The 14,588-nt window shown below is 39.1% G+C and carries 11 protein-coding genes and 4 pseudogenes; 5 read left to right on the top strand and 10 right to left on the bottom strand.

Translation table 11 applies throughout. The annotated features are described in order from the left end of the window. The first annotated feature begins 365 nt into the window (after positions 1-365). Positions 366-1,700 carry a tyrosine-type recombinase/integrase gene (locus tag ACW6NC_RS15635; RefSeq protein ID WP_457867441.1) on the top strand — a complete coding sequence of 445 codons (1,335 nt, stop codon included), beginning with the start codon at positions 366-368 and terminating at the stop codon, positions 1,698-1,700. Between the two features lie 143 nt (positions 1,701-1,843). Here the strand turns inward: ACW6NC_RS15635 and ACW6NC_RS15630 are convergent, their stop codons facing one another. After that, positions 1,844-3,409, bottom strand: a complete 1,566-nt coding sequence (locus ACW6NC_RS15630) for a Fic family protein (RefSeq protein ID WP_457867439.1) — start codon at positions 3,407-3,409, stop codon at positions 1,844-1,846. A gap of 284 nt (positions 3,410-3,693) precedes the next feature. Here ACW6NC_RS15630 and ACW6NC_RS15625 point away from each other — a divergent pair. From ACW6NC_RS15625 to ACW6NC_RS15615, 3 genes and pseudogenes are all read left to right on the top strand, one after another. Further along, positions 3,694-4,116: pseudogene (locus tag ACW6NC_RS15625) on the top strand (tyrosine-type recombinase/integrase); the annotation flags it as partial. 259 nt (positions 4,117-4,375) lie between these two features. Further along, on the top strand, positions 4,376-4,552 hold the full coding sequence (locus ACW6NC_RS15620) for a transposase (protein ID WP_457867437.1): 177 nt from the start codon (positions 4,376-4,378) through the stop codon (positions 4,550-4,552). Between the two features lie 122 nt (positions 4,553-4,674). Beyond that, positions 4,675-5,154: pseudogene (locus tag ACW6NC_RS15615) on the top strand (DDE-type integrase/transposase/recombinase); the annotation flags it as partial. Here the strand turns inward: ACW6NC_RS15615 and ACW6NC_RS15610 are convergent. Continuing rightward, positions 5,150-5,293 (bottom strand): annotated as a pseudogene (locus tag ACW6NC_RS15610) (transposase); the annotation flags it as partial. The pseudogenes ACW6NC_RS15615 and ACW6NC_RS15610 sit on opposite strands and share 5 nt — an antisense overlap. A 108-nt stretch (positions 5,294-5,401) precedes the next feature. Between ACW6NC_RS15610 and ACW6NC_RS15605 the strand changes: the two are divergent. Then, positions 5,402-5,728, top strand: coding sequence for a hypothetical protein (locus ACW6NC_RS15605; RefSeq protein WP_457867435.1), 327 nt, complete (start codon positions 5,402-5,404; stop codon positions 5,726-5,728). A 314-nt stretch (positions 5,729-6,042) separates the two neighbouring features. Here ACW6NC_RS15605 and ACW6NC_RS15600 read toward each other — a convergent pair whose 3' ends face one another. The 8 genes and pseudogenes from ACW6NC_RS15600 to ACW6NC_RS15565 form a co-directional block, all read right to left on the bottom strand. Further along, complete coding sequence (locus tag ACW6NC_RS15600) at positions 6,043-6,321, bottom strand: hypothetical protein (protein WP_457867434.1); 279 nt, start codon at positions 6,319-6,321, stop codon at positions 6,043-6,045. Between the two features lie 27 nt (positions 6,322-6,348). Continuing rightward, entirely contained in the window at positions 6,349-6,969 is a 621-nt protein-coding gene (locus ACW6NC_RS15595) for a TetR/AcrR family transcriptional regulator (RefSeq protein ID WP_457867432.1), read from the bottom strand. Positions 6,970-7,063: 94 nt separating this feature from the next. Next, positions 7,064-10,225, bottom strand: a complete 3,162-nt coding sequence (locus ACW6NC_RS15590; RefSeq protein ID WP_457867430.1) for an efflux RND transporter permease subunit — start codon at positions 10,223-10,225, stop codon at positions 7,064-7,066. A gap of 4 nt (positions 10,226-10,229) precedes the next feature. Continuing rightward, positions 10,230-11,285 carry an efflux RND transporter periplasmic adaptor subunit gene (locus ACW6NC_RS15585; protein ID WP_457867428.1) on the bottom strand — a complete coding sequence of 352 codons (1,056 nt, stop codon included), beginning with the start codon at positions 11,283-11,285 and terminating at the stop codon, positions 10,230-10,232. Position 11,286: 1 nt separating this feature from the next. After that, entirely contained in the window at positions 11,287-12,627 is a 1,341-nt protein-coding gene (locus ACW6NC_RS15580) for a TolC family protein (protein ID WP_457867426.1), read from the bottom strand. A 220-nt stretch (positions 12,628-12,847) separates the two neighbouring features. After that, positions 12,848-14,049: pseudogene (locus ACW6NC_RS15575) on the bottom strand (IS3 family transposase). Positions 14,050-14,262: 213 nt separating this feature from the next. Next, the gene (locus tag ACW6NC_RS15570; RefSeq protein ID WP_457867425.1) at positions 14,263-14,373 is read right to left on the bottom strand and encodes a DUF6730 family protein; all 111 of its coding nucleotides are present in this window, start codon (positions 14,371-14,373) and stop codon (positions 14,263-14,265) included. Between the two features lie 9 nt (positions 14,374-14,382). Further along, positions 14,383-14,526: a hypothetical protein gene (locus tag ACW6NC_RS15565; RefSeq protein WP_457867423.1), complete on the bottom strand. Its 144-nt coding sequence runs from the start codon at positions 14,524-14,526 to the stop codon at positions 14,383-14,385. Positions 14,527-14,588 lie beyond the last annotated feature (62 nt).

The raw sequence follows: 14,588 nt of genomic DNA, 5'->3' as shown, positions 1-14,588 counted from the left end.
GGATCCAATGCTTCTTGTTTAGAAAGCAAAAATCAAACTATTATTTTAATTCACACACAACTTTTGAGATTGATCCAAAGTTATTTTGGATTGTCCAAAGTCCTATAAAAACAAAAAAACCACTTTTTCAAGTGGTTTTTTCTCTGTGTAGCGGGAACTGGACTCGAACCAGTGACCTTCGGGTTATGAGCTTGACACATTAGCACCACAAAATCACACAAAACCCAACACAATCAACTGTTTACAAGATATTTAATATTTTTTAAAACTAAATAAAACCATTTAAAATCAAATTATTCTGTACCTATTCTGTACCCCTTTTTTATTATTATGGTTATCTTAGTATAATCTTAAAAGGAGATATTATGGCAAGTATCAAAATTGTTCGACGAAGAAATAAACAAAAAAAAGACGGTACTGCTCCACTAGCACTAAGAATAAGCGAAAATTATAAAACAAATTATAAGTTTTTGGGGCAGTATCTTCTTGAAAAGGACTGGGATAGTGTTGCCGGGAAAGTCAAGAGAACCTATCCAAATCACAAAAAGCTAAACAACTTTTTGATGAAGAAGTTGACAGAAGCTAATGATCTATTTTTTGATTCTAAAGATGAAAGTATTACGCCAAAACAAGCTAAGCAAAAATTAAAAGGGCCAGGCGGATCTAAATCATTTTTTTTAGTTGCAGCTGAACGGGTTAAGCGTAAATACGATCGTGGAACTTTTTCAGTAGCCAAATCTGAGCTTTCTATATTGTATAACCTTGAAGAGTTTCTAAAACTTAAACCATCATCCCCCAAAAAGGTGGTCATTGAAGGAATAAAACGTAAAAGAAGAGATAGGGTAAGCAAGACACGTAAAGGTGAATACTCATTTATGGATGGGATAAATCATTTTAAGAAAAACAAAACTTTGAAATTTCGGGATATCGATCAGGCGTTTATAGAAAAATATAAAACTTTCTGTTCAGCTTATCTAAATCAGAAGTCGCGCACTATTACAAATCAATTAATTTTTATAAGAACACTTTTTAATATAGCTATTAAAGAGGGAATTGTTGCTCCTAAATTTTACCCGTTTGCAGGAGAAAAGGAGAAAATCCGTATTGGTTCTGGAAATAAAATCGGTCTCACTATTACGGAAATTGAAAAAATAGAATCCTTAAAGTTAGAACCTCAATCATCAATCTGGCACACGCACAATGTATGGCTGATTGCTTTTTACTTTGCTGGAATACGTATCTCTGATGCAGTTAAATTAAGGTGGTCAGACTTTAAGGACAATAGACTTTATTATGTGATGAATAAAAATGAAAAGCCCTTAAGTCTTAAAATTCCGGATAAAGCGAATACCATATTAAATTATTACAGAACGGACCAAACAGAAAATAACGGATATGTCTTTCCTTTTTTAAAAGATGCCAAATATAAAGATGAGGAAGATATTTTTAGAAAGACAAGAAATGCAACAAAGCTGTTTAATAAGTATTTGAAACGGATAGCCAGCCAATGCGAAATTGATAAGAATTTATCAAATCATATTGCTCGTCACAGTTTCGGAAATATTGCGGGAGATAAAATCCATCCTTTAATGCTACAGAAGCTTTACCGCCATAGCGATTTAAAAACCACACTGAATTACCAGTCCAATTTTATTCATAGAGATGCAGATGATGCTTTGGATAGTGTAATCAATTTTTGAATTCAATAATGATTATTGTTCTAAATTATTTTCGATTTTAAAAACTTGTAAATGGAAATAATATTCCTGTTATAAAAGATGAGGAGCTCGAGGATGAGAATTTATAAAAATGGATCTAAGATAACCCTGGTCTGGTAATAGCACTAACTTTCCATGAACAACTCCCTGAAAGTCTCCTCTATTTCACGAACCTCTTCTGCTTTGAGGTTGACAAATTCCTTTTCGAGAGCTCTTTTAGATAGTTTTCCCCCATTCTGTTCAAGGAATCTTACCAGGAGGGCTACCATTTTATCCGGCATTTCATATTCGTCATCCAACCATCTTTTAAAAGCATCATAAGCCGTGAGGTATTGAATTTCCTGAGGAATTATATTATCTATGGTGTCGTTTACGCAATCATATAAAAATTCCGTTTGCTTAGTAATGTCAAAAAAACGATAGTAATCCTGAGTATCGTTCATTACCTGGACATTGTTGTCGGGTGTTTGCGCCCAGTCAATATGATCTAGAAGTGGATGTGAATAATCTTCAAGAATCTTTCTATAGTCATCAATATGATCAAGAATAGAGGCTGAGACAGGAAATATTACCCCTTGTTGAGAAAATTTTTTCTTCGCCAGGAGATGATGGATTATATATCTATGAATCCGTCCGTTCCCGTCAACAAAGGGATGAATAAACACAAAACCAAAAGCAATTTTTGCGGCGGCCATGACTGCTGCAAAATCATTTTCAAGTAATAATTGATTTGTAGCAAGCAAGCCTTTTATTAGCTTAGGCAGATCATCAGGCTTTGCGGAAATATGATCTGGTATTGGTGCCCCAGTTGTCCTATCATGTTCTCCAATAAAGCCTCCCTTTTTCCTAAAGCCCATTTCTACGAATCGACTGTTTTCAATCACCACTTGCTGCAATCTCACGAATTCATCTTCTGAAAGATCTTTTGTCCCTGCCTGTCCTATCGCTTGGCCCCATCTTGCTGCACGTTTGCTTGGAGGGCTTTCTCCCTCTATGGTAAAAGAAGCTTTAGAATCCTTTAAAAGGAGAAACGACGAAGCTCTTTGTATGATATCCTTACGTATACCCTTTAAATATTCAGTTTTTTTCTTCTCTAAATCGGCCTGAGAGAATTCAAGTTTCGCAGTTCTACGAATTAATGGACAAAAATATGGAGTGCCTGGGAGGTTATTAATCACCAAATGACGTTTTGATTTTGTTCCATTTATAGCAAACTGGAGATTACTATCTATAGCGGGAACGTAACTTTTTTTAGTGAGGGCCTTCTTTTGAGGTATCTCTTTTTCCATAATCCATTCCAAAAAGAACCATATCCTCCGGCTATATTGTCCGGTAGGTTCAATATCCGTCAACTCATATAGTTCTTCTTCAGAAAAGTACCTCGTTAGTGCACTAAACACTAATAAATTCACCCCTTCATATTTTAAACTGAATACCAGGTGCTTATAAAGGGCTTCGATTCTGGAAAGTTTTTCATTATCTTCGGGCAAATAACTTGGTGGGAAGACCCGCCAGTCTTCCGTTTCAAAAGATTTGTTTTGATTACAGATCAAAGCCACGGGCTTTTGAATAGGAATATTAAGACCCAGCTTATCAATTATAGCCGCGTATCCTACGATGGTACCTTTTTCTGGTCGTTCTAGCCCGTGAAAAACAGGCGCATCAGAATAAAAATGGGCGGAAATTGGCATATAAAAATAAATTTGAGCGCAAGATAAATAAAAAATAGGTGCAGACACTAAAAAATGAGCGCAAAATAAAGGTGCCTATTAAAAATAGGCGCAATAAATTAACTTTGCCACAGAGCCCTTAAAAAATTCCAAAATATATTTTCCCTAGCGCTTTATTAATCCGAGTGGCTCTAAAACCCTAACCCATTACCATAGATAAAAAATTAACTATTTTATTAACGACATATTTTGTCGCTATTATTCATTTACTTTTCTTTATAGAATTGAGAAAATGAGCAGATCCAAATAATAGGCTTTACTATATTATGAATAAAAATGAAAAGCCCTTAAGTCTTAAAATTCCAGATAAAGCCAATACCCTATTAAATTATTACAGAAAGGGCCAAGCAGAAAATAACGGATATGTCTTTCCTTTCTTAAAAGGTGCCAATTATAACAATGAGGAAGATATTTTTAGAAAAACAAGAAATGCAACAAAGCTGTTTAATAAATATTTGAAACGGATTGCCAGCCAATGCGAAATTGATAAGAATTTATCAATTCATATTGTGCGTCACAGTTTCGGGAATATTGCGGGAGATAGAATCCATCCTTTTATGCTACAAAAGCTTCACCGGCATAGTGATTTAAAAACCACCCTGAATTACCAGGCCAACTTTATTCATAGGGATGCAGATGATGCACTGGACAGTGTAATCAATTTTTGAATTCAAGATCTTTTAAGGAAAATTATTTTCCCGGGTTTAGGATTTGTCTTTAATATTTTAGGACAAAAAAAGGGGAGTGTTATTTTACTTAGTTTGAAACTTGCGTTGATTATATTAACTTTTTCATTTGAATTTGAATTCGCGGTTGAATTTCTAGGAGATACAAAAGTTTGGTGTATTAATTCTAAAAGTTGGTGATAATCCCCCCAAAATTAAGACAGTAAGTTAAGTTCAAAAATAACCTTAATTTTACTGTATTATGAAACGAAGAGAATTCACCTCAAAGTTTAAAACAAAAGTAGTCCATGAAGCCTTGAAAGAGCGACAAACCGTCAAGGAACTAGCGCAAAAATTTGAGATCACTCCACAACAGATTAATACCTGGAAGCGAAATTTCCTAAAGGAGGCCGATACTGTTTTTTCAAAAGACGAATAATCAAAAAAATCAGAGAAAGAGGAAAAGAAAGACCAGCTTCTTAAAGTAATTGGGGAGCTTAAAGTGGAGAATGATTTTTTAAAAAACGCCTTGCGATAAAACCTTTAAAGGAGCGTAGAACAATGATAAGGAAGGGTCATTCAAAACTTAGCCTCCAGCGGAAATGTAAACTATTGCAAATCCACCGTAGCGGGCTTTATTATAAACCTCGAGGAGAAAGTAAACTCAATCTGGAACTTATGCGTTTGAAGGATGAACATTTTACCCATCACCCGTTTAAGGGCGCCAGTCGAATGAATACCTGGCTTACCCTGGACAAAGGATATCAGGTGAATAAAAAACGTATTGAGCGCCATTACTCTAGGGTGATGGGTCTCCAAGCGATTATGCCGGGGAAACATACTTCCAGACGTCACAAAGAACATAAGGTTTATCCTTATCTATTGAGGAACCTCACTGTAGATCGTCCCAATCAGGTTTGGGCAATCGACATTACCTACATTCCTATCCGGAAAGGTTTTATGTATCTGGTAGCCATTATTGACCTCCATAACCGCTTTGTGCTAAACTGGTCAATGTCCAATTCAATGGATACCCATTGGTGCAAGGAAACTGTCGAAGAAGCCATCGCTCTTCATGGTAAACCGGAGATCCTCCAAACTTTTTCTTCCAGTTGTAGACCGTGGCTTCGCTGATACCCATCTTGAAACACACCTCTGATAAACGCATACCAGTCTCCACCTATTTGATGGCAAAGACAATTTGCGACTCTGTAAATTTTGATCCTTTCATAAGCAAATAATCTAGTTAAAGTTAAATAATTATTTGCTCATAACCCTCTACTTTTAAATGGCCCAGTTTATTGGGAGGAGGTCAATTGAAATGGTAAATAAAAAGGGTGAAGTAATACCTAAAGACAAGAATGGAAAGCGAAGGCAAAAAGGTGAAAAGCGCAAAGTCAAAGGATCTTTTTCTAAATGGCAATTGATGAGCTCACACATGTGCAGGAGGTCATTCGTTACAAATACTTACGATAAATTACCAACTCCTCTAATAATGCAAATAACCGCTCATAGCACCGAAAAGTTGTTCCTCGGCTATATTGATATTGGTAAATTTTCAATAGATTATGCTCAACAAATTGCAGATTTTTACACTAAGGAAGCACAAAAGTAACTTTTCTTATTTGTATAGCAAAGAAGAAAAAATTTGTTTCCTTCCCGTTTTACTAAAAAACAAAGCTATCTCAATAGATTCTCCTCGAATTTTACTAAATTCTATTATCACAATCCTCAATGGCCTTTTTGAGAACCTTGAAAACAGTGGGGGAAGGATTGCTTAGCGGGTCATCCTCTTACTTTCCCTTTTCTCCCATACAATTAAATTTTCAATAAACCTATATGAACCAAATTTACCGGCTTAATTAGCTCTTTTCCTTCTAGAAATTCAGATCTTAATAATAACCAAGCTAAGAAATTATGGCCAATAATTTAAAAATCTTTACCTGATGCATCGGCTTTCTCATTAAGAATGGACAAAAGTTTTTTTATAAATTCTACCAAAGTAATTTTAGGTTCAATTTCCCATTCTTCAATACAAACCTCATAAATATTTTCAAACTTATTGAGAAATAAATCAATTTCCGGTTTTGTAAGATTAAGTTCTTCCAGGGTCCTTGATCTAATAAAAGAAAGATCATAGTAAATATCCAATTCATTTTCTAATAAGTCATACAACTTTTTCTCTTTTCCGAAATTGATTTTTTTCATCGCCATTAATTTTTTTTAACCTAATCACTAGGAGCAATCTTTTTTTAATTTCATCAATAATTTTTCCATAAATCTTTTCCCTTCCTCTGTAGTTATGGCGTGCATATAAAACAACAGTGATTCGTGCTGATATTGAGTTCTTGAGATCTTATCTGTATCCAGGAAGGGAGAATTATCGTAGGTCATGGCCATCTGGAAAAATAATTTTGAATATAATTGTGCATCAAAATCTTCCCGGTAAAGCCCCTGTTTCCGCCCCCTTTCAATATTGTGCATCAGGATTTCCGAAAGCTTTTCAGAAAAATAGAGCATGTGCTTATTGAAGATCTGGGGATAATACTTTACAAGCTGTCGCAGCATAATAGAATCGTTGGTCCTGGAAGCCTTTTCCATATCTTCGTCCCTGGCGAACATTCTTTCTACCGCATTATCAATAGTCTCATCCAGATTTCTCATTTTAGTGAGCACGACTTCTAATTTATATTCCAGCACCTCTTCCAAGAGAGCTTCCTTGTTCTGATATTTTTGATAAAGCGTCTTCTTGGATATCTTTAGTTCATGGGCAATATCGTCCATGGTTACAGTCTTCGCCCCATAATGGAGGAAAAGCTGCATGACCTTATCTAGTAATTCAGTATCTTTTTCCATAAACTTTCTGTTTTTTCAAAGATGAACCTCGATTCTTTCTGCTGAAGTTCAAAAAAAAGAGGCCGACCGCCAGAGAACGGTCAGCCTTTATTTCTTAATCAAATTCTACTTCCATCTCGGGGTGAATGTGCTCGTATTCGGCCACCATCAACTCCTCATAATTATTCTTTTCTGTCCTGGTGAACCTTTCTTCAAGACGAACAAAGATCATAAAGACCACCGGCACGATGACCAGTGTTAGGAACAGGGAAGATAATAATCCCCCAATGATCACAATGGCAAGCCCGTTACTCATCTCGGCAGCCGCCCCAGATGCCAGTGCAATTGGCAACATCCCAAAGACCATCGCAATAGTGGTCATAAGGATAGGTCGCAAACGTGCATGGTTTGCCTGGATCAATGCATCCCGGATCTTCTCTCCATGTGCGAGCCTATGGTTAGCAAAATCTACCAGTAAAATGGCATTTTTGGCTACCAGTCCAATAAGCATGATGACCCCCAGAATGGTGAAGATGTTCAAACTGTTATTAGTAAGTGCCAATGCCCAAAGCGCCCCGATAAACGACAGCGGAATGGAAAACAACACAATAAAAGGTTTCACAAAGTCATCGTACAGCACCACCATGATCATATACACGAGGATAATAGCTGCCAAAAGTGCAATCCCGAGGGTTCCAAAACCTTCGCTCTGGTTCTCCATGTTTCCACCCCAGGTCCATGCTACGCCTTTGGGTTTCTTAGCACTCTCTAACATTTCTTCCCACTCCTGAGCTACAGCACCTGTTGTCCTACCTACAGTTTGCGCCATAATGGTCACCGAAGGAGAACGGTCATAACGCTCGAGCAAAGAAGGTCCCGATTCATAGCTGATATCGGCGAACTGCGCAAGATTGATGCGCTGTCCTTGATTGTTCATGAACTGAATGTTCCTTACATCTTCAATATTGTTCCTGGATGCTTCATCAAAAATGATATTGATATCATATTCTGTGCTTCCTGTACGGAATTTATTGTCGTTATTTCCGCTGAAGGCGGTACGTAAAGTTTGTCCTACCATCGCAACGTTGAGCCCTAGAGAAGCCATTTTATCCCGGTCAACATTGACCGAAATTTCAGGATTTCCCTCTTCAACACTCAGGTCAATCTCGGTAGCTCCATCGATATTTCTCAAAATGCTTTCAGCAGTTTCGGCATAAGCCAGTGCATCTTCAAAACTGTCTCCAATTATAGTCATTTGCAACGGTGCCTGCTCTGCACCAATAATTCCTACAGGTACAGTCGTTACTTTTGCACCTACCAGCTCCTGCTCCAGGTCACGTTTCAGTTTAGCTGCAAAAACATTCGTTTTCTCATCCCTTTCAGATTTATCTACAAGAGTAACATTGATCTCAGACTTATTATTTGTAGCCTGTGCGCCTCCAAATCCTCCACTACTAGACTGGCCTACAGTGGTAATCATACGCTCCACTTCGGGTAGCTGAGAAAGGTAATTTTCAGTTTGCTGGGTGATGAAGTTGGTCTCCTCAATCGAAGCATCTTTATCTATTTCCAGTTGTACCAGGAATTCTCCCCTGTCGGTTCTCGGGAAGAAATCAGATCCTATATAGCCCATAGCTACAAGCGCAATGGAACTTACAAAGAGTACAAAAACCACAAGAAAAGTTTTGACCTTGTTGTCCAAAGACCAGTTAAGGATCTTTGTGACTTCTTCGGTAAACCAGTTAAGCCCGGCTTCAAACTTATGGATGATCTTTCCGAAGAAAGAGTCCCCGCTAATTAATTCCAGCTTGCCGTATCGTGAGAAAAGCCACGGCACCACAGTAAAGGAAACCAGCAAGGACAGCAAAGTAGCGATGATCACGGTCACACAGAACTGAGCGATAATATTGGCCACAAGTCCTGTACTCAATGCGATAGGAAGGAATACCACGACGATCACCAGGGTGATTGCAGTAACAGTAAATCCAATTTCACTCGCCCCGTCATAAGCCGCACGTACTTTGTTTTTCCCCATCTCCATGTGCCGGTGGATATTCTCAATAACAACAATGGCATCATCCACAAGAATACCAACCACTAAGGAAAGGGCCAATAAGCTCATAAGGTTCAAACTATATCCAAGCAGCAACATGCCAATAAAAGTCGCAATAAGCGAGGTAGGGATTGCCACCATAACGATAAGCGCGTTCCTGTAACTGTGCAGAAAGAAAAGCATCACAAATGCCACAAGGCCTACCGCAATCAAAAGGTCTTTGATCACAGAATTTGCAGCTGCAAGGGTAAAGGTGGAGCTATCATTTGCCAGCGTAAGCTCAACGCCCTGCTCAGCATACCGTTCTTCTATATCGGTCATTTTTTCCTGTACCAGCTCACTCACCGTTACTGCATTCGCATCGGTTTGTTTCTGAACCTGTAATAAAATGGTACTTTGACGGTCAATCCTTGCGATCTTTTCGGTCTCCTTTTGAGTATCCTGCACTTCAGCAACATCAGTTAAACGAATGTTTTGTCCGTTCTCGGAAGCGATCACCAGATTCCTTAGCTCATCAACAGACTGGAGTTTTCCGGAGAGGCGGATAAGCGTCGTATTTTCCCTTGTAGTAAGGTTTCCTGTTGGAAAATCGAGGTTAGAGGCACTAATGATCTGCTGTACCATCGGCACAGTGAGTCCATAGCCTTCAAGTTTGTTGGGATCAAGGTTTACCCTTATCTCCCGTTCCTGTCCACCCACCAGGGTTACCTGGGCTACTCCAGAAAGTCGGGAAAACTCAGGCTGAATCTTTTGATCGATAAGATCATAAAGTTCATTTTCTGAAAGATTTGCGGTCACCCCTAAACTTACCACAGGTAAATCTGAAAGGGAGAACTGCGAGAGCGAAGGCTCTTCGATATCTTCAGGTAAGTCTGAACGAATGGAGTTGATCTTACGCTGAGCTTCGTTTAACAGGAAATCAACATCTGCATCATTGTTGAACTCTATCGTCACTACAGATAAGCTCTCGAAAGATTTGGTCTGGATCTTCTTGATATTTTCCAGGGAAGAAACGGCGTCCTCTACTTTACGGGATACTGTATTCTCCACCTCGGCTGGTGATGCACCGGGATAAATAGTCATCACGGTCACCACTTTTATTTCCATTTTTGGAATCAGTTCATAATTGAGCTGACTATAGCTGAAAAGTCCGCCAATGATCAGTAATGCTAGCATTACGATCACCAGGCTAGGCCTTTTTATAGATACTTCTACTAACTTCATTGTCTTACTTTAGAATTTTTACCGCCGTATTATCGGTAAGGTTAATCTGTCCACTGGTCACTACCACATTTCCTTCACTGAGACCCGCAGTTACTTCCACTTTATTCCCGTAGTTCACCCCTGTCTGGATCTGCTTAAGTACCGCGTTGCCGTTTTCGACAACAAAAATCAGGTTGTCACTCACGCTACCTACAAAGGCTTCTCTTGGGATGGTAAGAACATTATCCATTCCCGATTGATTGAATACTGCAGTTGCGTACATCCCGGCCCTTCTTTGACCTTTTTCGTTACTCACTGTGATCTCCACAGGGAATTTTAATGCTCCGTTAGAAGCAGGAGCAATGAAGGTGATCTTTCCGCTAATGGTATCTTTGGTCACGCTGGGTACCACCTCAACAGTGTCGCCTACTTCAAGGCGGCTTACAACTGCCTCATCTACTTCCACCCTCAATTTGAGGGAGGAGATATTCACTACTTCAGTAATAGGGGTGCCAGGAGCTACAACCATTCCCAGTTCCACCATTTTCTTGTTTACAATACCACTTACTTTAGATCGTACACTGGTATCTCCCGAGCTAAGGCTGGCAGAGTCAAATTGCGCTCTTGCATTCTGAACCTGCAAACGTGCCTGGTCGAGCTGTACTGCGGTAACGCCGCCGGTTTCGAAAGCTGCTTCATATCTTTCAAGAGTAGAAATGGCGTTATCAAGATTTGCTTTTGCATTATTCAGATTCACGTTGATCTTATCTCCGGAAAGTTTTGCAATCACCTGGCCGGCTTTTACTTCATCCCCTTCTTCCACGTAAATAGCCACTACCTGTCCGCCCATTTCTGCTGAAATATTTGCGCGGGTTTCGGGCTGGAAGGTTCCGTTAACGGTAAATTGTCCGCTGATGCTTTCCTCTTTTGCAGGCGCAGTTCTCACAGCGATATTAGTATTCTCCTGTGCCACAATGCTGAGTTCTGCTTCGTTTTTACTTTTATTATTCTGAAGGATCAGAAAAAAGATAGCAGCAACAGCTATTAAAGCGACGATTGTTATTATAGATTTCTTTTTCATTTTATAGTGAATTATTAATAAGCGTTTCTAATTTTCCCTGTGACCTTAAGAGTTGCACTTCTGCAAGTTTGTAATCAAGTTGGGCATTGGTGAGATTATTCATTGCTGCGGAAAGATCCCTTTCTGCATCGAGCATATCATTTAAGCTAGCCAATCCAAGTCCATAGTTGTTTTGTGTGTCTTCCAGCACTTCCCTGGCGAGCGCCACGTTTTCCTGCTGGGCCTGAATGGTAAGCAGACTGTTCTCCAGCTGTGCAACCGCGTTGGCATGAGCAAGATCCAATGCCAGCTGAGTTTCCTGAAGATCCTGCTGCGCTTTTTCGATATCGATCTGGTCTTGTTTGACTCTCGCCCGTGTGGCTCCGCCGTTAAAGATGGGAATGTTTATATTAACACCTACCGCTGCAAGGTCAGACCAGTATACTCCTTTATCTTCGCCATTCCCTACCGGAAAAACATCTCCCTGGCCCAACCAGCCGTAGTTGGCAAAAAGTGAAAGGGAAGGATAATATTCGGCCAGGCTGGCTTTTTTCTGCCAGTTAAGCAACTCTATCTGCTTGTTCAATAGCTGTAGTTCTGTTCTTTCAACAGAACCGGTATTGGTTTCGGGTAAGATGGCAGGTGCAAAAGTTTGCTCCGGAAGCCTTATTTCCTGAACTATAGGCATTCCAATCATGAACTTGAGCGCATTTTCGCTAAGTTCAACGCTATTGATCACCTGTTGCCTGTTTGCACGTAGATTGTTAAGCACCACAGTGCTGCGGTCAAAATCGATCTTTTTGGCAAGGCCGTTGTCAAAAAGGCCTTTTACAATCTTTACTGTTTGCTCGGTAAGTTCCAGATTGATTTGAATATTTTCCAGCATTTCCTGGGCCTGGTATACCTGATAATAAGCTGTAGCCACTCTTTCAATGATCTCTTCATTGGTAAGCTGCGCGTTAAGCTGATAGAATTCCTTGGTAGATTTTGCAGCCTTAAGTCCGGTGAACACCTGTTGATTGAACAGCGCCTGTGTGAGCTGAGCATTCGCATTTGAAGTCCATTCTTTTCCGAAAGCCACGGCTATATCTTCCCCCGGTAATCCAAAGATTTCCCCGGGCAAAACATTCTCCTGTAAAAGGGGATTATACGTTGAATTTGTATTTGCTGAAAGATTTGGTAAAGCATTCGCCCTCACTTCGGCGATTTGTGCATCGGCTTTCCTGATGTCTAAACGGGCTTTTTCAGCTTCTGCCTTGTGTTCCAAGGCATAAGCCACCGCCTCATTTAGATCCAGCTGTACAGGATCTTGGGCAAAGGCAAAGAGAGGTGTGAAAAATAAGCCAATCAGTATTTTCTTCATTTCAATTATGGTTTTATTTCTATGATCTTGTAAATCGGATGCAAAGATACTTCCAAAAAAACTAAAAAACTAAAAAAGTATCCTAGTTTTTAAATACCCAATATTTCGCACAAGTAAATTAACTCCAGCTGATATTTTTTTTCATTAAGTCTACACTCCAGTAATTACAAAAACAGAAGTTATGGACTTGCAACAAAAAACACGACTTTAAGTTGAGTGACTATGCTGCTAGTTTTTGGTTATACATATCTATTTCAAATTCTTTAATGGTTCTGTTACCTAAATAAGAATGTCTTCTTCTGGTATTGTACCAGGTTTCTATCCATTGAAAGATGGATAACTCTGCCTGCGACCTAAGCTTGTATTTATGCCAATATACCCACTCTACTTTTAGAGATTCAAAAAAAACTCTGCTACGGCATTGTCCCAGCAATTTCCTTTTCGGCTCATCAATTGTTCTACTAGGCCATTATAACTTTTAAGCAGGTTAGTAAATCTTTGACTGGCATATTGAATACCCCGGTCTGAATGGAAAATCAAGGGTTGCTTGAATGTTGTATTTTTAATAGCCATCTGCCAAGCTTTTATAACAGTATCCTCGGTGTTTAGCATATCACTTAAAGCCCATCCCACAATTTTTCTATTAAATAGATCTATAATTACCGTTAGGTAACTCTAACCTTGCTTGGTCTGAACATACGTAATATCGCTTACCCATATTTGATTAGCACGACTACTTTAAAGCATTGGTGCAACAAGTTTGGTGCTGTGGGGTATTTATGATTACTAGTGGTGGTCGTTCTAAACTTGCGCTTTCTCTTGGCGTATAAATAATTTGCCTTCATTATACGGGCTACGCGCGATTTGGAGACCTTAAAACCTATGGCTTCTAATTCAGCTTTTATTCTTGGGGATCCATAACTCTGGTGACTATCTTCAAATTTATCTTTGATTAGTGAAGAAAGCTTCTGATTTTCTTTCCAAAGGTTGCAGGATCCAGATTTCAACCAATGGTAATAACCACTTTTACTTACTGCTAATAGTGTGCACATCTTCTCAACAGAAAATTTCATACGATGCTGTTTTATGAACCTGTATTTTTCTTGTCGCTCGCGGAAAAGATGCCAATGGCCTTTTTTAAGATATCAGGTTCTAACTCGGCTTCTTTTAGCTATTTCTTTAAACGGGCTATCTCCTTTTGCGCTTCGGTCATCTTAGGATTACGGCGACCGGGAAAACTGTTCTTTCCGTAATTCTTTTGCTCTTTACGCCAACGGTAAACACAGCAGGTAGAATATCCAGATCCTCACAAACCTGAGCTACACTCCCTTTGGCATAACTTAATTCTACTGCTTTTTGTTTAAACTCTAAAGTGTAATGTTTGGCTTTACGTCTCATAATTGCTAAATTAAGAACTAACAATAATATTTATTCAACTTGGTATCTAGTCTAATGTAGTAATTCCACAATATCCCATTAATAATTAGCGAACCACACAACAGGATCAAAGCCCAGCCTGGATAGGCTTTTGCATTTTACAGGTATATTTTAAGATCTTGCATTTCTTTGGAATGATACTCCAGGACTTCCTTCACCTTTTCCTCGTGCTTTTTAAATTGCAGTTCGGTAGCCCTGTTATCTATACCTAACTTTCTGCTGTTGAATTTTCTCTAGTTTCTCCACCGTCTTTTCAAATTGGCTGATCTCTGCAACTAGCAATTCACTAAGTTGTTCTAATTTTGCCATAATTTTGATTTAGAAACCCATGCCGGCATCCATACCTTCTGAGATTGTTTTCTTAATTATTTGTTTTGCTATAGCTTTAACCATCCCGGTAGAAAGCTCTACCGTTTTCCCGACCAGGTTTAGCTGAGTGTTTTCTTTAAGGAAGCTGGACATACTTTTCTCTGAAGCCAGGCTTTTTCCAATATTACCACCGATCATCGAGCTGTGTACCTCAC

The organism is Salegentibacter profundi, assembly GCF_054121475.1.
The sequence above is the reverse complement of the archived record's forward strand: the minus strand, read 5'-3'. Positions and strand labels throughout refer to the sequence as shown.

Coding starts and splice junctions, on each gene's coding strand:
- ACW6NC_RS15635 (WP_457867441.1), top strand. CDS start 366: ATGGCAAGTATCAAAATTGTTCGACGAAGAAATAAACAAAAAAAAGAC.
- ACW6NC_RS15630 (WP_457867439.1), bottom strand. CDS start 3,409: ATGCCAATTTCCGCCCATTTTTATTCTGATGCGCCTGTTTTTCACGGG.
- ACW6NC_RS15620 (WP_457867437.1), top strand. CDS start 4,376: ATGAAACGAAGAGAATTCACCTCAAAGTTTAAAACAAAAGTAGTCCAT.
- ACW6NC_RS15605 (WP_457867435.1), top strand. CDS start 5,402: ATGGCCCAGTTTATTGGGAGGAGGTCAATTGAAATGGTAAATAAAAAG.
- ACW6NC_RS15600 (WP_457867434.1), bottom strand. CDS start 6,321: ATGAAAAAAATCAATTTCGGAAAAGAGAAAAAGTTGTATGACTTATTA.
- ACW6NC_RS15595 (WP_457867432.1), bottom strand. CDS start 6,969: ATGGAAAAAGATACTGAATTACTAGATAAGGTCATGCAGCTTTTCCTC.
- ACW6NC_RS15590 (WP_457867430.1), bottom strand. CDS start 10,225: ATGAAGTTAGTAGAAGTATCTATAAAAAGGCCTAGCCTGGTGATCGTA.
- ACW6NC_RS15585 (WP_457867428.1), bottom strand. CDS start 11,285: ATGAAAAAGAAATCTATAATAACAATCGTCGCTTTAATAGCTGTTGCT.
- ACW6NC_RS15580 (WP_457867426.1), bottom strand. CDS start 12,627: ATGAAGAAAATACTGATTGGCTTATTTTTCACACCTCTCTTTGCCTTT.
- ACW6NC_RS15570 (WP_457867425.1), bottom strand. CDS start 14,373: ATGGCAAAATTAGAACAACTTAGTGAATTGCTAGTTGCAGAGATCAGC.
- ACW6NC_RS15565 (WP_457867423.1), bottom strand. CDS start 14,526: ATGTCCAGCTTCCTTAAAGAAAACACTCAGCTAAACCTGGTCGGGAAA.